15 protein-coding genes and 2 riboswitches are annotated in these 18,624 nt (G+C 39.3%); all 15 genes read left to right on the top strand.

Annotation, left to right across the window (positions count from 1 at the left end):
* Positions 1 to 773 precede the first annotated feature (773 nt).
* The 15 genes from AC1VU3_RS17280 to AC1VU3_RS17210 all read left to right on the top strand — a co-directional run bounded on the left by AC1VU3_RS17280 (position 774) and on the right by AC1VU3_RS17210 (position 18,250).
* Entirely contained in the window at positions 774 to 1,706 is a 933-nt protein-coding gene (locus AC1VU3_RS17280) for an ATP-grasp domain-containing protein (protein ID WP_480390320.1), read from the top strand.
* Between the two features lie 174 nt (positions 1,707 to 1,880).
* Positions 1,881 to 2,639 carry an exodeoxyribonuclease III gene (locus AC1VU3_RS17275; RefSeq protein ID WP_482984152.1) on the top strand — a complete coding sequence of 253 codons (759 nt, stop codon included), beginning with the start codon at positions 1,881 to 1,883 and terminating at the stop codon, positions 2,637 to 2,639.
* A gap of 106 nt (positions 2,640 to 2,745) precedes the next feature.
* A complete protein-coding gene (locus AC1VU3_RS17270; RefSeq protein WP_482984151.1) occupies positions 2,746 to 4,026 on the top strand; it encodes an aminotransferase class I/II-fold pyridoxal phosphate-dependent enzyme in 1,281 nt (426 codons plus the stop codon).
* A gap of 385 nt (positions 4,027 to 4,411) precedes the next feature.
* Entirely contained in the window at positions 4,412 to 5,896 is a 1,485-nt protein-coding gene (locus AC1VU3_RS17265) for a nicotinate phosphoribosyltransferase (protein ID WP_482984150.1), read from the top strand.
* Entirely contained in the window at positions 5,896 to 6,723 is an 828-nt protein-coding gene (gene nadE, locus AC1VU3_RS17260) for an ammonia-dependent NAD(+) synthetase (protein WP_480390324.1), read from the top strand. Before AC1VU3_RS17265 ends, nadE begins: the two co-directional genes overlap by 1 nt.
* 139 nt (positions 6,724 to 6,862) lie before the next feature.
* Entirely contained in the window at positions 6,863 to 7,792 is a 930-nt protein-coding gene (locus AC1VU3_RS17255) for an AAA family ATPase (protein ID WP_480390339.1), read from the top strand.
* The gene (locus AC1VU3_RS17250; protein WP_480390325.1) at positions 7,793 to 8,995 is read left to right on the top strand and encodes a DUF58 domain-containing protein; all 1,203 of its coding nucleotides are present in this window, start codon (positions 7,793 to 7,795) and stop codon (positions 8,993 to 8,995) included. It begins immediately after the preceding gene.
* Positions 8,996 to 11,194, top strand: coding sequence for a transglutaminase-like domain-containing protein (locus AC1VU3_RS17245; RefSeq protein WP_482984149.1), 2,199 nt, complete (start codon positions 8,996 to 8,998; stop codon positions 11,192 to 11,194).
* A 35-nt stretch (positions 11,195 to 11,229) separates the two neighbouring features.
* Positions 11,230 to 11,331: riboswitch (purine riboswitch) on the top strand.
* A 122-nt stretch (positions 11,332 to 11,453) separates the two neighbouring features.
* Complete coding sequence (gene guaA, locus AC1VU3_RS17240) at positions 11,454 to 13,007, top strand: glutamine-hydrolyzing GMP synthase (RefSeq protein ID WP_482984153.1); 1,554 nt, start codon at positions 11,454 to 11,456, stop codon at positions 13,005 to 13,007.
* 255 nt (positions 13,008 to 13,262) lie between these two features.
* Positions 13,263 to 14,021 carry an alpha/beta fold hydrolase gene (locus tag AC1VU3_RS17235; protein WP_482984148.1) on the top strand — a complete coding sequence of 253 codons (759 nt, stop codon included), beginning with the start codon at positions 13,263 to 13,265 and terminating at the stop codon, positions 14,019 to 14,021.
* 225 nt (positions 14,022 to 14,246) lie between these two features.
* Positions 14,247 to 14,396 (top strand): hypothetical protein, encoded by a 150-nt coding sequence (locus AC1VU3_RS17230; RefSeq protein WP_480390330.1) that lies wholly within the window; start codon positions 14,247 to 14,249, stop codon positions 14,394 to 14,396.
* A gap of 259 nt (positions 14,397 to 14,655) precedes the next feature.
* A complete protein-coding gene (locus AC1VU3_RS17225) occupies positions 14,656 to 15,381 on the top strand; it encodes an FxLYD domain-containing protein (RefSeq protein ID WP_482984147.1) in 726 nt (241 codons plus the stop codon).
* 26 nt (positions 15,382 to 15,407) lie between these two features.
* Positions 15,408 to 16,013 carry a lipoprotein gene (locus AC1VU3_RS17220; protein ID WP_482984146.1) on the top strand — a complete coding sequence of 202 codons (606 nt, stop codon included), beginning with the start codon at positions 15,408 to 15,410 and terminating at the stop codon, positions 16,011 to 16,013.
* A 90-nt stretch (positions 16,014 to 16,103) separates the two neighbouring features.
* Positions 16,104 to 16,205: riboswitch (purine riboswitch) on the top strand.
* 84 nt (positions 16,206 to 16,289) lie between these two features.
* Positions 16,290 to 17,624 carry an NCS2 family permease gene (locus AC1VU3_RS17215; protein ID WP_480390333.1) on the top strand — a complete coding sequence of 445 codons (1,335 nt, stop codon included), beginning with the start codon at positions 16,290 to 16,292 and terminating at the stop codon, positions 17,622 to 17,624.
* A gap of 113 nt (positions 17,625 to 17,737) precedes the next feature.
* Positions 17,738 to 18,250: a GNAT family N-acetyltransferase gene (locus AC1VU3_RS17210; RefSeq protein WP_482984145.1), complete on the top strand. Its 513-nt coding sequence runs from the start codon at positions 17,738 to 17,740 to the stop codon at positions 18,248 to 18,250.
* Positions 18,251 to 18,624: the final 374 nt, after the last annotated feature.

Genomic DNA, 18,624 nt, shown 5'->3' with positions numbered 1-18,624 from the left:
CTAACATTTACCCAGGAATTTATATGACTTTTCACTTTTACACAATTATATGTACATAATCTGGTGGAAGGGCATGGTCCAAGTCCACTTGGGATAGGTGGGTGCTTTACTCTCGTTCGAGGGGAATTTATTCTCGTTTAGCCAGTTTACTCTCATTTGACCAGGATTTATTCTCGTTTAGCCCGATTTTACTCTCTGTTAGAAATGGGGGGAGGGCATGGCCTAGGTCCACTGGGTAGTGGTTGTGGCGTTACTCTCGTTCGACCAGGATTTATTCTCGGATGGCCCAATTTTACTCTCGGTTAGAATGGTGGAAGGGCATAGTCCAACCACTTTGGATAGGTTGTAGTATTACTCTCGGATGGCTGGGATTTACTCTCGTTCGGTCGGGGTTTACTCTCGGTTAGAATGGTGGAAGGGCATGGTCCAAGTCCACTTGGGATAGGTGGGTGCTTTACTCTCGTTCGAGGGGAATTTATTCTCGTTCAATGAGAGCTTACTCTCGGATAGCTGGGATTCTCTCTCGGATAGCCCAACTTTATTCTCATTTAGCCGATTTACTCTCGTTCGGTCGGGATTTATTCTTGGATAGCCCAACTTTACTCTCGGTTAGGAATGGGGGGAGGGCATGGCCAGCGACCGCTGGGGATAGGCTTGGGTATTCTTAATGGATGGCTTCTCTTTATTCTTCGAAACAAATCTATTGTTTTCTGTTGGGCTTTATAGAATAATAATACCAATAAGAATAATAGGGATTAAAAGGAGAATACGCGATGCGAAAGATTTATATAATCCATGAAAATGATGAGTGGACAGTTCATTTAACGAAGCGTCTTGAAGAGTTACAGTTGCCATATGAGTCTTGGCATCTTGATAAGGGAATAGTGGATCTTACAGCTACTCCGCCAGAGGGAGTATTTTATAATCGGATGAGCGCTTCCTCTCATACGCGTGGACATCGGTATGCTCCTGAGCTTGCTGGTGGTGTGCTTTCTTGGCTAGAGCTTCACGGTCGTACAGTGTTTAATGGGACAAAGGCGCTCAGTTTGGAGCTTAGCAAAATCAACCAATATACAGCATTATCTGCAAATGGGATTCGAACGCCAAAAACAATTGCTGCGGTCGGGAAGGAAGAGATTTTACTAGCTGCAGAAAAGCTAGGAGCTACTCCGTTTATTACGAAGCATAATAGAGCTGGAAAAGGATTGGGAGTACAGCTGTTTCAAACGATAGATGCATTAAAGGAATACGTTTACGGTCCAACATTTGAAGAGCCAGTAGATGGCATTACATTGATTCAAGCATACATCCAATCCCCAGAGTCGTATATTACAAGAGCAGAGTTTATAGGAGGCAAGTATGTCTATGCGGTAAGAGTGGACACATCGGAGGGATTCGAATTGTGTCCTGCTGATGCATGTCAAATCGGGGATGCCTACTGCCCTGTTGGGGAGGAGCCGATTCAGCGACCCAAGTTTGAGATTACAGAAGACTTAAGTGAGGAATTGATTTCTCGTTATGAAGCATTTCTAAAGGCTAGTCATATTGATGTTGCGGGGATCGAGTTTATTCAAGATGCGAATGGAGAAGTTTATACGTACGATGTGAACACGAATACGAATTACAACGCAGATGCAGAAGCGAAGGCAGGGAAATATGGCATGCTGGAGCTTGCAAAGTTTTTAGGAGCTGCTCTAGAAAAATAAGTGTGATCAGACTATCTCTTGATACAATGGAGGTAGTTTTTTATTGTGTATGACAAACTGCAAGCATGCAGGAGATGGACTACCCTATATGCCTAAACTTACGTGATATAATGAATAGATACATAGATGGCTACACGTGCATTAGACAGCCTTTTTTTATGAGGGGGAAATAAAATGAAGTTAGTTTCTTGGAATGTAAATGGGCTAAGAGCCTGTGTGCAGAAGGGGTTTTTAGAATATTTTCATGAAAAGGATGCAGATATTATTTGTTTGCAGGAAACAAAGCTGCAAGCCGGTCAGATAGATTTACAGCTGGATGGGTATGAGCAGTATTGGAATTATGCGCAGAAGAAAGGGTATTCCGGTACAGCTGTTTTCACTAGAATCAAGCCACTCTCTGTACGCTATGGAGTAGGCCTTAAGGAAACTGAGGAGGAAGGGCGCATTATAACCCTAGAATTCGAAGATTTCTATTTAGTAAATGTGTACACACCAAATGCCAAACGAGATCTTTCGAGGCTCGCTTATCGACTTGAATGGGAGGATGAAATGCGGGAGTACTTGAAGCAATTGGATCAGGTGAAACCAGTTATCATGTGTGGGGATTTAAACGTTTCTCATCGTCCCATAGATTTACGGAATGCCAAATCGAATAGAGGAAATTCTGGCTTTACCCTAGAGGAATGTGGTAAAATGACAGCTTTGCTAGAAGAGGGTTTTATTGATACATTTCGCTATTTTTATCCCGACCAAGAGGGTGCTTACACTTGGTGGAGCTATATGAGTAAGGTTCGTGAGCGAAATATCGGATGGAGAATTGACTACTTTATCGCTTCCGAAAGGCTTGCTCCCAAGCTAAAGGATGCTTCTATCGATGCGCATGTTATGGGGAGCGACCATTGTCCGATCACCTTAGAGCTATTGGCAGAATAGTCGTGTCCAATCTGTACGGTAGTCAATATATTGCGGTAAAGGATACAAACCTGTAATGAAATGAAGTACAATATGTACAAAATAGAAATTCTGGAGGGTCCAATAGATGAATGCTTTGGCTGTACAATTAAATGATAAGATAAAAAACGAAAATCCAGCATTCTTTCATATGTTATCGGATTTAGGACTTAGCCTTTATTATCCAAAGGGAATTTTAAGCCAAAGTGCAGAGGCTAGTAAAAAAGCTCATCGTTTTAACGCTACCATTGGGATAGCAACAGAAAATGGGTTGCCGATGCACTTTCAACATATCCAAGAAAAGTTAGGCTATAGTCCAAAGGATATTTATCCATATGCCCCGCCTCAAGGGAAAGAAGAGCTAAGAACTGCTTGGAGAGAAAAAATTCTAGAAGACAATCCTTCTATGAGAGGTAAATCCTTTGGGAAGCCAATTGTGACAAATGCTCTTACTCATGGTCTAAGTATAGTGGCAGATCTGTTTGTGAATGCTGGAGATGTGATTATCACCCCTGATCAATACTGGGGAAATTATAATACAGTATTTCAAATTAGAAGGGGAGGTAAAGTGGAAACCTTCTCTCTGTTCAATGAAGCAGGTGGATTCCATATAGATTCTTTCCGTGAAACGCTTCAAAAACAAACAGGCAAGGCAATCGTTCTGTTGAACTTCCCGAACAATCCAACCGGGTATACTCCGTCCGTAAAAGAAGCAGAAGAAATTGTGCTTGCTTTAAAGGAAGCTGCAGATAAAGGACTTAATTTAGTAGTAGTACTAGATGACGCGTATTTCGGTTTATTCTACGAGGATTCTATTAAGGAATCTCTTTTCGGCTTGCTTGCTGGCATTCACCCAAATATTTTACCTGTAAAGGTAGATGGGGCAACGAAGGAAAACTATGTGTGGGGACTTCGAGTTGGCTTTATCACATATGCAGCTGGAGCAGATGTACTGGATGCTTTAGAGCAAAAAACGAAGGGACTTATTAGAGGAACAATCTCTAGTGGTTCTCACGTTTCTCAGACAATTATTTTAGAGTCCTTAACATCTCCTGAATTCCAAGTGGAGAAAAAGGAAAAACTTGAAATTATGCAGGGCCGTGCAATAAAAACAAAAGAAGTGCTTGCTAACGAAAAATTCAATGCTTATTGGACATACTACCCGTTTAATTCAGGTTATTTTATGTGTTTGAAGTTAAAGGAGCTTGATGCAGAAACTCTTCGTCTTCATTTGTTAGATGAATATGGGGTTGGAGTCATCGCAAGTAATTCAACCGACATTCGTGTAGCGTTTTCTTGCGTGGAGGAAGAGGATATTGAAGAATTATTTGAGTTAATCTATCAGGGCTGTGTAGACTTATCTAAATAAAAATAGCGATTATGATAAATGTACAGTTAAGCTGGTATGTTTTCGATTAAGCGTTTTGTTAAAGGTGTTTTATTAAAATAATATTCAGTAATTTACTTATTTTTCCTTGACGATTTTTATATCTTTGAGTAAATATATTATATGGGTAACCAATCTTTACCAGTCGCTCTTTGGGGTGACTGGTTTTATTTTGTCGAAAAAATAAATCCACAGTTAGACATCTTCGGACAAAAGAATAATCATTCTTCCCGCCTGTTAGTCGCTCGTCTCCTCTTTCCATTTAAGGCTGATGTCTGTGTGTATAGTGGTGACGGATTAATTGCAAAGTAAAAGGGTAAATGGTGTATAATTAGTCTAATAGTGACGAGAAGGAGATTTTATTCTAATGAAAAAAAATTATCCAGATGACAGTTTAATGTTACATACAGATCTTTATCAAATAAATATGGCGGAGGCGTATTGGGCAGACAATATGCACGAGAGAAAAGCAGTGTTTGAACTCTTTTTTCGAAAGCTTCCCTTTGGAAATGGCTATGCTGTCTTTGCTGGACTAGAGAGGTGTCTTGATTACTTACGAGATTTTCGTTTTAGCGAAAGTGATTTAGAATACCTGCAACATGATCTCGGCTACCGAGAAGACTTTGTAGATTATTTACGTACACTTCGATTTACTGGTGATGTTTACTCGATGGTTGAAGGGGAATTAGTGTTTCCAAACGAACCAATTATCCGTATAGAAGCAAAGTTGGCAGAAGCGCAGCTGGTAGAAACTGCACTGCTAAATATCGTTAATTATCAAACACTTATCGCTACAAAGGCCTCTCGTATTAAACAAGTAGTAAAAGAAGAGGTCGCGATGGAGTTTGGTTCCAGACGAGCACAGGAAATGGATGCGGCTATATGGGGAACAAGAGCTGCATTTATCGGTGGCTTTGAAGCTACAAGTAACGTACGAGCAGGAAAGCTTTTTGGAATCCCGGTAGCAGGAACCCATGCTCATTCACTTGTTCAAGCTTATAAGAACGAATACGAAGCTTTTCATTCATATGCAAAGAGACATAGGGATTGTGTGTTCCTTGTTGATACTTACAATACGTTGAAAACTGGGGTGCCGACTGCCATTAAAGTGGCGAAGGAGCTAGGGGATAAAATTAACTTCATTGGCATTCGCTTAGATTCTGGAGATATCGCCTTCTTGTCTAAGGAAGCAAGGAAGATGCTAGATGCTGCTGGCTTCCATGATGCAAAAATAATTGTTTCGAATGATTTGGATGAATATACTATACTGAACCTTAAAGCCCAAGGAGCAAGAGTGGATAGCTGGGGAATCGGAACAAAGCTGATCACAGCCTATGACCAACCAGCACTTGGAGCAGTATATAAAATTGTCTCCATCGAAACCGAGCAAGGAGAAATGGAAGATACGATTAAAATCTCCTCCACTACAGAAAAAGTTACTACCCCTGGGCAAAAGAAACTTTATCGAATTATTGATAAAGGGAATAGAAAATCTCAGGGTGACTATATCACCATGCATGATGAGGACCCATCGCAAGAGGAAAGATTGAAGATGTTCCATCCAATTCATACATTTGTTTCGAAGTTTGTTACAAACTTTGAAGCGAAGGATTTGCATGTAAAGGTTATAGAAAATGGCCAGATTATCTATAACAATCCGTCCTTAGAAGAGATTCGTCGTTATGCAGAGGAGAATCTTGAACTTCTATGGGATGAATATAAACGCTCTTTAAATCCAGAGGAATATCCAGTTGATTTAAGCCAAAAATGCTGGGATAACAAAATGCGTAACATTCAAGAAACGAAGGAAATGGAACAACAATTTATTGCACAAAATGGAGGGGCTTATTAATGTCTGATAAACAAAGAGAAATTATTGAAGCATTAAAGGTAAAACCAGTCATTGACGTGGAAGAAGAGGTTCGATTAAGCATTGACTTTCTGAAGGCGTATTTAAAGAAACATCCTTTTTTAGAAAGCATGGTACTAGGCATATCTGGTGGTCAGGATTCTACTTTAGTAGGAAAACTAGCTCAACTAGCGGTAAATGAATTAAATGAGGAGCTAGGTGAGAATAAGTATTCCTTTATCGCGGTAAGCCTTCCTTATGGTGTACAATTCGATGAGCATGATCGCCAAGACGCGTTAGACTTTATACAGCCAAGTAAACGTCTAACGATTAATATTAAAGAAGCGGTAGATGCAAGTGCTCGTGCCTTAGTGGAAGCTGGAATCACTTTGAGCGACTTTGCGAAAGGGAATGAAAAGGCTAGAGAACGTATGAAGGCACAATATTCCATAGCCGCTATGAATAATGGTATCGTCCTGGGAACAGATCATGCAGCAGAGGCAGTGACAGGATTTTATACGAAATATGGAGATGGCGGTGTCGATTTAACTCCTATATTCCGACTAAACAAGAGACAAGGGAAGCAGCTCCTAAAGTATCTAGGTGCACCTGAGCATTTGTATACCAAGGTTCCGACTGCAGATTTAGAAGAGGAACGCCCAGCCTTACCAGATGAGGTAGCACTGGGAGTGACTTACGATAATATCGACGATTATCTAGAAGGTAAACAAGTATCACCAGAGGTACAGGAAAAAATAGAAGGATTTTACAATCGTTCTATGCATAAACGTCATATGCCAATTACTATATTTGATGAATTTTGGAAATAAATATATTCAACTAGACCCACAAACTCTATAATAAAGAGTATGTGGGTTAATTTTTTTTTAGTCTCATTGCACATTGAATTATCAGATTAGTCAATTAATAGAAAGCAGGGGGGAAACATTAGTGGTAGATTACAATAAAATGCAATTAATTATTTCAAATATAGAAAAGGTGATGATTGGGAAAAGAGACATTGCCGAGCTTGCAGTGGTAGCATTACTAGCAGAAGGTCATATTCTCCTAGAGGATGTGCCAGGGGTAGGGAAAACAATGATGGTACGTGCATTAGCAAAGTCGATCGGTGCAGATTTTAAAAGAATTCAATTTACCCCAGACTTATTACCATCGGACGTGCTAGGGGTTTCTATCTATAACCCTAAGGAACTAGAATTTGAGTTTCGCCCAGGACCTATATTAGGGAACATTGTTTTAGCGGATGAGATCAATAGAACATCTCCTAAAACACAGTCTGCCCTGCTAGAAGGGATGGAGGAAGCATCGGTAACAATCGATGGTGTGACGATGCCCCTTCCAAAACCATTCTTTGTAATGGCAACCCAAAATCCGATTGAGCATGAAGGGACCTACCCGCTTCCAGAGGCACAGTTAGACCGCTTCTTGATGAAGGTAAGAATGGGTTATCCTAGCGCAACAGAGGAAATAGAAATATTAAATCGCTTAGAGCATGATTCTCCGCTTGAGACCTTAGAGCCTGTCATTACTCTTGAAGAGCTGGTTGCTTTACAAAGGAAAGCGCGTGAAGTAAACGTAGACGCTACTCTTAAAGCATATATCGTAGACTTGGCAGCTCGTACAAGAAATGACACTTATATTTATTTAGGCGTTAGTCCACGTGCCTCTATAGCACTCATGAGAGCTTCCCAGTCGATTGCTTTATTAAATGGAAGAGACTATGTGTTGCCTGATGACGTTCAATACCTTCTTCCATTTGTTTTTGGACATCGGGTGATTCTTCGTCCAGAGGCAAGGTATGACGGTATCTCATCAGAAGAAGTGTTAGGAAGAATCGTGAAGAGGGCTCCTGTTCCTATTAAAAGGAAGGTCAATTAGATGCTTGCAAGATTAGTTGGAATGAAAAAATGGAAGGGATTTATGGGAGTGTTATTTCTCCTGGTTGTAGCATTTGTGTATGCGATGTTCCAGGGGGGATTTGTCAGTTGGTTTCTTTTTTATCTGGTAGTTCCGCTTTCTTTGTATTCCCTACTACTATTTTTATATCCTTTATCCAACCTAGAGGTAGAACGGACGATTGAGACGGGAAAGGTTCATAGTGGAGGGAAATTTGCGGCTACTGTGAAAGTAACAAGGGAGAATGGTTTTCCTCTTCTATTTGTATGGTTTCAAGAGGAGGTTAGCTCCTCACTAAAAAACAGATTACCGAGAAGGCAGCTCGTATTTTGGGGAATGAAAAAGGAGTTCACTTGGAAATATGAAATAGATCGTATCCCACGTGGGGAGCATGAGTTTAACGGAGTAACAATCCAAGTTAGCGATTTATTTGGTTGGGTAAAAAAAGAGAAATTTATCGCTAATAAAAAGAAAATATTAGTCTTTCCTAATTTAACGGATATGGTGTATATACCAATAGAAACTAGGTATGACCAAGGAGCAGCTGCGTCTAGGATTCAGGTAAATAAAGATACAACTATGGCAACTGGGGTAAGATCTTATCAGCCAGGAGATCGTGTTTCTTGGATTCACTGGAAATCTTTTGCTAGAACACAGACATTGAAGACAAAGGAATTTGAAGACAGGCAATCTCAGGATTTATTTATCCTAATGGACAGATCTCCCTCTCCGTTGTTTGAGGATGTTGTAGATTTTACGGCTTCTATTCTCCAGTCAGTTGTACGCCATCAAGCCTCTAGCGCCTTTCTTTCTATAGGAGAAGATCGTGTGTTTTTCCAATCAGTAGAAAACGAAGGACAATTGCAGCAATCGCTGTATCACTTGACCAGGGTTCAGCCGGACTTAACAAAGCCGATGGAGCAGGTGGTAGTAGGGGATCCTGCCATTGCGCAGGCAACCTCTATTTTATATATCACGAGTTCCCTAACTTATGAATGGATTGATAGTATTCAAAAGGCTGCAGGTGGTATGAGGGCATGTAGATGCTTCGTGGTAAAAAGTAAAGATGAAAAATTATCAAAAGAGGAAACTTCTATTTATCAGTATGCAAGGAGCAGAGGCATTCATGTTCATACAATTTCAAAGGATCGATTTGCTCAAGCCTTTATGGAGGTGAAACGCTAAATGTCTGCGTCTAATCAAAATAGATTACTAACATTTATCATCTACGTATTTGTCTTTATGTTATTAAGAGAGTGGCTGAAGCCGGTCATTGTGCTGACTGACACGAATTATATGGGACTATTTCTACTATTTATAGGGATATCCTTTTTATTTTATTTTATTGGCCTCAGCTGGAAAATAGGTATTCCGATTAAGATGCTGCTGATAGGCTGGATTGTTGTCTATATATATGCCGATGTATCCTTTTTTTCTAGAGAAGGCTGGAGCTTTTTGGGACAAGTATTCATGAAGAACATAGAAGCTGTCATGAGGGGAGAATGGACAGCTATCACGGATCCTTTTCGGACTGCACTTTTTTATGTACTTCTCTGGATGGCAGCTTATCTGATTAACTATTGGATTATGATTCGAAAAAGCCTGTTATTGTTTTTTGTGCTAACTGTTTTATTCGTAACAATCCTGGATACCTTTAGTCCTTACAATGGAAAAACGGGAATAATTATTACATTGACCTCTGGTTTTATGATCATGGGATTGCTATATGCCAAAAAGCTTATGGAAGAGCATGGTCTAGAGAATAAGGGGAAATTTCTCTTTTCTGTTGTTACAAGCCTCTTTCTGGTATTGGGGCTCAGTGGAGGGGTAGCTTACCTCTTACCTAAGGCAGCACCTGTATGGCCTGATCCAGTGCCCTTCTTTACATCCTCTAGTTTAGATGCAGTTGGAAGAGGAGGGAATGGTGGAACACTTAGAAAGGTAGGGTATGGAGATAATGATGAAAAGCTAGGTGGGGCATTTGCAAGTGATGACACATTAGTATTTCAGGCAGTGTCTTCTTCTAGACAATATTGGAAGGTAGAGACAAAGGATACTTATACATCAAAGGGATGGATAAATTCTGAAGAACCTCCATATGATTCCATTACAATTCCAACAGGAACTTCTTTTCTTCAAGACGTAAATCCTGGTCCGATAGAGAATACAGAGATTGCATCTATTAATATGATTCGAGACTTTCCTTATGTTGTTCAGCCATATGGCATCAGTAGAGTTCATGCTGGGTCTGAAACGTCTTATAGTCTGACAGTATTTAATCAGCAAATAGGTTCGGCGGATGGTCGAACTACCTCCTTACCAAAGCAATATGATATAGAGTTCAGTGAGCCAGAATACAGCTTAACGCAATTACGAGCTACCACTTTAGAGGGCGTGGAGGAATTAGGCGAAGACCTAAATCGCTATCTTCAATTGCCTGATGCCCTGCCACAGAGAGTGAGAGATCTTGCAGAGCAAGTAACTTCTACAGAGGATAATCTGTATGAAAAGGCTAAGCGGATTGAGCGATACTTTAGACAAAATGGCTTCTCTTATAATCAAAATGAAGCAGCTATCCCGACTGGTGACATTGATTATGTAGACCAATTCCTTTTTGATACAAAGATTGGTTACTGTGATAATTTCTCCACTTCTATGGTTGTAATGCTTCGTTCTATCGGTGTCCCAGCAAGGTGGGTCAAAGGCTTTGCTCCCGGTGAGGACTTGGAAAAAACGGGTGACAGGACTGTTTATCAGGTTACAAATGACAATGCCCATTCATGGGTAGAGGCGTATTTACCAGGAATCGGTTGGATGCCATTCGAGCCAACAATCGGATTTACGAACTATGCAAATATCGATTATGATGTGGAAAGACAAACAGAAGTAACTTCTCCTGTTATGGAACAGCCGGAGCAAGCGCCGGAAAGACCAGAAGAGGCTGCTAATCAGCAAAAAGCCACTTCTAAGACTTTCACAGAGCGCATGGAAAGTGTAGTAGATTGGGTAGATAATCATAAGGCTGCTGTTATCTGGTCGATCGTTGGATTAATTCTGTTAGCCTTGATTTTCTATCATTATCGAAGAAAGTGGATCGCAAAGATATTGATTCCTTCTTATCGTATAAGAGCAAAGGATTGGAAAACCTTTGAAAAGATGTATCATCAGCTATTGAAGCAACTGGCGAGTTACGGCTATAAGAGAAGCCAAGGACAAACTCTCATGGACTTTGCAAAGTCAGTTGATGAGAGTTTTGGTGAAAACCATATGAAACGATTAACGAAAGAATATCAAAAAGGCTTCTATGGTAATAATAAAAACGAGTTAAACTTTCAAACGTTGAGAGAAAGTTGGGAAAATTTAATCAATCAGTTAGGCAGTTGATTTTCCATCTAAGTACCTGTAAACTTGAAGGAAATTAAATTGACCAAAGCTGCCCTCGTATATGTCCGATAATATGGTTCGGATGTCTCTACCAAGTTACCGAAAATGACTTGACTATGAAGGTGAATGTCCTATGCCTTTTTGGTATGCATTCGCCTTTTTTAGTAGAGAACATAAGCGCGTAGAAAGAGGAAATACTTTCGTACGCGTTTTTTATTATACGCTACGGTTTGGAAACTATTTAGAAGAGGTGGAAAAAATGTCTTCAACTCCTTTGTTGAAAGAGCAAGAAAAGATTGTTGTTCTAGATTTCGGAAGTCAGTACAATCAGCTAATCACTCGTCGTATCCGTGAATTTGGCGTATATAGCGAGCTTCACCCACATACTGTAACTGCTGAAGATGTGAAGAAAATGAATGCGACCGGTATCATTTTTTCAGGTGGTCCAAATTCTGTGTATGATAAAAATGCATTTCACATCGACCCAGCTATTTTTGAATTAAATATTCCAATCCTAGGAATTTGCTATGGAATGCAATTAATGGCTCACTTTTATGGTGGGAAAGTAGAAAAAGCGTCATTCCGTGAATATGGGAAAGCAGAAATCGACGTAAAAAATCCAACAGCGCTATTCGGCGATCTTCCGAAAAACCATGTTGTATGGATGAGTCACGGAGACCATGTGACAGCTGCACCAAAAGGCTTCGAGGTAATCGCGACAAGCCCATCCTGTGAAGTGGCTGCAATGGCAAATGTAGAAAAGGGTCTTTATGCGGTTCAGTTCCATCCAGAGGTACGTCACTCTATCTACGGAATCGAATTACTTCGTCAATTTGTATTCGATGTATGTAAAGCAAAAGGCGACTGGACAATGGAGAGCTTCATTGAAATGGAAATCGAAAAAATTCGTGAAGTAGTAGGAGATAAAAAAGTATTATGCGCACTAAGCGGAGGAGTTGACTCTTCTGTTGTTGCTGTATTAATACATAAAGCAATTGGTGACCAATTGACTTGTATGTTTGTCGATCACAACTTACTTCGTAAAGGCGAAGCAGAGAGCGTGATGAAAACCTTCTCTGAAGGCTTCCATATGAACGTGATTAAAATCGATGCTCGCGAACGCTTCATGAGCAAGCTGGCTGGAGTTTCGGATCCAGAGAAGAAACGTAAAATTATCGGTAACGAATTCATTTATGTATTTGACGATGAAGCTTCCAAGCTAGAGGGCATGGACTTCCTAGCACAAGGAACACTTTACACAGATATCATTGAAAGTGGTACTGCGACAGCGCAAACAATCAAATCTCACCATAACGTTGGCGGACTACCAGAGGACATGCAGTTTAAGCTGATCGAACCGCTAAAAACATTATTCAAGGACGAGGTTCGCGAGCTTGGTACAGAGCTTGGTCTCCCAGATGAAATCGTTTGGCGCCAGCCGTTCCCGGGTCCTGGACTTGCAATCCGTGTCCTTGGTGAAGTGACGGAAGAAAAACTAGAAATTGTACGTGAATCTGATGCAATCCTTCGCGAAGAAATTGCAAAAGCCGGACTTGACCGCGATATCTGGCAATACTTCACGGTACTGCCTGACATTCGCAGTGTAGGTGTAATGGGCGATGCACGTACGTATGACTACGCAATCGGAATCCGCGCCGTAACATCCATCGACGGCATGACATCCGACTGGGCACGCATCCCATGGGACGTACTAGAAAAAGTTAGTACCCGCCTTGTAAACGAAGTACCACACATCAACCGCGTACTGTATGATGTAACGAGCAAGCCACCAGCTACGATTGAGTGGGAATAAAAAAGATCCTCGCGATGGCGAGGATCTTTTTTGCGCCGATAGCAAAGCGACAGGCGCAAGGACGTAGAAGGTATGACCTAGGTAGAGGCAATATTAGTTCAACGGTATAACCCCCAAAAAAACTCCCTCTATTCATGTAGTCCATGATAAGGGAGTTTTTTTATTGGGAGGACCCTTTTCATTCCTTCTGGTTTTCTTGCTGTATGATAATGTTGAAGCAAAGAAATCACTACCGGCTGAAAGGAAATCTACAAGATGAGATTTTTAGAGTTTGGAAATTCTATAAATAAAAAGATGATGCTGATTCATGGATTTCAGGTACCTTGGCAAGTATGGAAACCGCAAATTGATTATTTTAGTCAAAGGTTTTATGTTATTGTCCCTATTTTAGATGGGCATGACCCCATAGAAAAAAGTACCTTTATATCTGTTCAGAAAGCAGCAAAGGATATTGAAAAATATTATATCGAACACTATGGGAATAACATATTTGCGATTTGTGGGATGTCAATGGGTGGATCTATAGCTTCCCTTTTATGGGCGAATGACAAAATACATATTGAAAAATTATTTTTAGAGGGAGCACCGCTAGTACCACAAAATAAGGTATTAACAGCTCTCTTCATTCAACAATACATAAGCTTAACTCGAAAAACTCAACAGCGTGATGCCAAAACTTTGAATATGTGTGAGAAATCCTTTATCCCTAAAAATTATATGAACTATTTCCTCGAAATGATGGATGCAATGAACAACGAAACAATAAAAAATGCTGTAACTTCCGTCGGACAATTTCAATTACCTAAAAATCTAAAGAGGGACAATATAGAAGTGATTTATTATCATGGAACAACGCTCAATGAATTGATAGCAAAGAAATCTGCAAAATACTTGCGAAAGCATTATCCGCAAGCTAAAATCGTTTGTCTAAGAGAATATGGTCATTGTGAATTGGTATTGCGTCATCCAGAACAGTATATAAAGTTAGTGGAGGACTTTTTGGAAAAACCTTGAAGGTTTATTTAAACTTCCGTTTAAGCTTTAATCCTGGTAACCGAAGATCTTTTTTGTGGTAACATAATTCAAGTAAGTAGGCAAAATTATAGAGCTCTTTATGTTTTATTTATATAGACGAGGAAGCGGTACAATAATAAAGTAAAAGAGTCTCGTTCAGTAAGTAAGGTATATTATATTTATTGAATAGATTCTCATGAAAGACAAGAAAAGTAGGTGAACAATATGGGGAAATACCAATTGGATTCAAAAGGCAAGGCAGCTGTTGCAAAGTACCATGAAAAAAACAAGCCTGCTACATTTGATAAAAAGCAGCAGCTTGAAAAAATTCGTGCAGAGTATTTGAAAAAGAAGCAAAAACAAACAGATAATTAATATGTATAAAAGTATAGTCCCTCTTTAGTCATGCGATGCATGGTAAAGAGGGACTTTGTATTTGTTTGTCTCTTCTATCCGGTAGTTCAGCAACTAATTAATAGAAGGGTATTTATTTTGGAATGTAAATATCATTTTAAAAAAATAGTTAAACTTCTCTATTAATAAAATATTAAATAAAATAACAATAATCAAAAATAAAAGAGAATGATTCATGCTGTGATAAGATTTTTTTTAGTACAAAAGAAAGGTGATTGGCATGAAAAAATTAGGGATTTTAATGCTTTTGTCACTTTTACTAGTGGCATGTGGTGATGAAAAAGTTACTGTTTCTAGTGAGAGCGAGGCAAACACTAGCAAAGAGGAAGCGAAAGAAGAAAAAGTTGCAAAGGTAGAAATCGATCAACAGGTGAGTGGCGCTTGGAAAGATTCTATTGATAGTGTTTGGGTTCATTCAGCTGCTATTCTTAAAAATACAGGGGAAACAGCAGTAGAAATAGGAGAAACTCAAATGAACTTTAAAGGACAGGATGATAGTGTTTTAGGTACTTCATCGATGATTTATTCCATTCCTAGTGTAGTGAAACCTGGCGAAACTGCTTTTATAGTAGAATCTACTATCTTAGATGGTGTATCAACCGAAACAGAGTTTAAAGAAACGACTTATAACTACAATTTCGAAGAAACAACAGAGGATCCGAATTTAATGGAAGTTTCTTCTGTTAAAGGGATTGACGGAGAATACGGTTACAAAGTGACAGGGCTAGTGAAAAACCCTACAGAAGAACAGCAGGATGATATTCGATTAGCAGCTGCTCTACTAGATAAGGACGGAAAGCTGTTAGGAGTATTAGAAGGTAGTGTGGACGTCGGGTTAGCTCCAGGAAACGAAGCAGGATTTGAATTAAGTTATCCAGATCTTCCAAAGGGTGTCGGTTCAAAAGTAGCGACCATCGAAGTGAAGAGCTACGGCTGGACTTGGTAAGTTGACGATAAAAGGAGAGAATCTATATGAAAAAATGGCTATTGGCTCTTGGGGCAGTTGCTTTGCTAGCAGGCTGTGGATCTGAAGAAGCTGAAAATAAAGAAACGGAAAATAAAAAATCAGAAGAAGTAAGTGTTGATAAGGGGTTACTAAATGTTGAAGTGACATTGCCTGAAAGCTTCTTCGAAGACACTACAGAGGAAGAAATAATTAGTAGCGCTAAAGAGGAAGGCATGAAAGAGGCAAAGGTAAACGCTGATGGCTCTGTTACTTACACTATGTCTAAATCTAAGCACAAAGAAATGATGAAGGAAATGAAAGAAGAAATTGCAAGTACCGTCGAGGATATTGTGACTTCTGGAGAATATCCATCTATTAAAGAAATTACATATAATAAAGATTTTAGTGAATTTGATATAAAGGTAGACAGAGAAGCTTATGAAAATGGACTTGATGGTTTTGCAATCTTTGGATTGGTTTTATCAGGTGCGTATTATGGGGCCTTTGACGGAAAAACAGAAGACGATTTAAAGCTTACATTTAATATGATTGATGCTGCTACGAATGAAGTGTTTGATAGTACTGTATTCCCAGATGACATGGAAGAGGGAGAAACAGAGACAGCAGAGTAGCGTATTATAAAAGCGAACTATTAAAATTGAATATTAAAAAATGTTCGTCTTTTTGTATTGATATCCTAGTAATATAATGGTATATTACTAACATAAATTTAATTATGTCGTCGTATAACGTTGGGAATATGGCCCAAAAGTCTCTACCGGACCACCGTAAATGGTCCGACTACGATGAGTGAAGGATATTTATTTCTATTCACTTATTTGAGATAAGCATACGACTAAAAGTCGTGTGCTTTTTTTCGTTATCTAGACAAAAAAATGGAGGAACTTATGAAAAAGTATTTTCGTTTTGAAGAGCTAGGAACAAATTATCGTCGTGAAATTATTGGGGGTCTAACAACGTTTTTGGCTATGGCTTACATTCTAGTAGTCAATCCGTTAACGTTATCTCTAGAAACGGTACCGGGTCTACCAGATTTTATGTACATGGATAAGGGGGCTGTCTTTACAGCAACGGCTCTTGCGGCAGCTGTCGGCTGTTTATTCATGGGATTGATTGCAAGGTATCCTATTGCTTTAGCACCAGGTATGGGGCTAAATGCATTCTTTGCTTACACTGTGGTGTTGCAGTTTGAGATACCTTGGCAAATAGGTTTAACAGGTGTTTTATTCTCAGGTATTATATTCATTATCCTATCATTAAGTGGAATTCGTGAAACAATTATAAATGCGATTCCTTCTGAATTAAAATATGCAGTCGGAGCTGGTATCGGGCTATTTATCACGTTCATTGGATTGCAGAACTCAAAAATTATCGTTAGTAACGAGAATACTGTCGCTTCGATCGGAGACCTAACAGATCCTAATATCCTATTAACAATTTTCGGGCTAGTTATTACAGTAGTGATGATGGTTAAGGGAATAAAAGGCGGTATTTTCTATGGAATGCTGATTACGGCAATCGTCGGGATGATTTTCTCTCTTGTGCCAATTCCGGATGCTGTTGTTGGAAAGATTCCGGATATCTCTCCTACTTTTGGGGCTGCATTTGATGTGTTTTTTGATGATCCAACAGTATTGCTTACAACTCAATTCTTAGTAGTAGTATTAACATTCTTGTTTGTAGACTTCTTTGATACAGCGGGAACTCTTATCTCCGTTGCAAACCAAGCAGGCTTAATGAAAGACGATAAGCTGCCTAGAGCAGGCAAAGCACTTTTAGCTGATTCTCTAGCAACTGTGACAGGCGCGATTGCTGGTACTTCTACTACTACCTCTTATGTAGAATCCTCAGCAGGGGTAGCTGCAGGAGCGCGTACTGGGTTTGCTGCTGTCGTCACGGGTATTTTATTCTTGTTATCTCTATTCTTCTATCCGGTCTTAAGTGTAATTACTTCTTATGTCACAGCACCAGCACTTATTATCGTTGGGGTATTAATGGTATCTGCAATTGGGAAAATTAATTGGAATCGTTTTGAAGTAGCAGTTCCGGCGTTTTTCGTTATTATTATGATGCCGCTAACTTATTCAATAGCTACTGGTATCGCAATTGGCTTTATCTTTTACCCAATAACGATGATTGCTGCTGGAAGAATAAAAGAAATACACCCAATCATGTATGGCATGTGGGTTGTGTTTGTACTATATTTCATATTCCACGTATAAACAATAGGGGGGCTTATGCTCCTCTTTTTTTTATTGCTTTAAAGGAGATTGAGAGAAGTGGGAAGAATAATCAAAGAGATACATAAATAGAAGGAAGAAGCGGGGGTATATAGATGAGCTTTGTGATAAGAAGAGCAAAAAGTGAAGATGTTACCGGTATTGCTAAGGTACATGTGGATAGCTGGAGAACTACCTATAAGGGGATAGTTTCAGATGAATATTTGAGCAACCTTACGTACGAAAGCAGAAAGAAGATTTGGGATTATGCAGTTCCACGCGGAGATGTGTACGTTGCTGTAAATGAAAAAAATGAAGTTGTGGGATTTTCTTCGGGCGGCTTAGAGCGGAGTGGGGGTTATCCTTCATATAAAGGTGAAATATATGCAATCTATCTATTAGAAGAGTATCAAGGGAAAGGATTAGGGAAAAAGCTAGTCAAACCTATCATAAAAGACTTAGTTGATCGCGAAGTTTATACTATGCTTGTATTAGTGCTCGCAGAAAATAAGGCGTGCTTTTTCTATGAATCCCTTGGGGCAAAAGAAATTGATCAAGTAGAAGTCAATATAGGAGGGAACCCTTACACAGAGATTGTCTGCGCTTGGGATGATATTCGTACAGTTTAAGAGGTATGAGATAAAGCGCTTTATCTCATACTATATATAGATAGGATAAATACATCTGCAAATTTTGTCGAAAAATGTTGTTGACGAAACCTATCAATCGGTGATAAGATACAAAAGTCCTCAAAAAAAGGATATAAGTTGTAATGAAAAAACTTTAAAAAACTCTTGACTCTTCTAATGGAGAGTAGTAATATTGAGTAGCTGTCAAAACGACATAAAAAAAGAAAACAAAAAAAGTTGTTGACACTTTATGTCGAAAATGATAGAATGAAGTAGTTGTCTCGGAAGAGATATAACAAATGAACATTGAAAACTGAACATGCAAAACGTCAAGATATACAGCGATTGAAACATATCGCAAAACAAACATGACA

Source organism: Psychrobacillus sp. Z16_25 (assembly GCF_056856695.1).
Note: the sequence above shows the minus strand (reverse complement) of the source record. Positions and strands in the feature narration are given on the sequence as shown.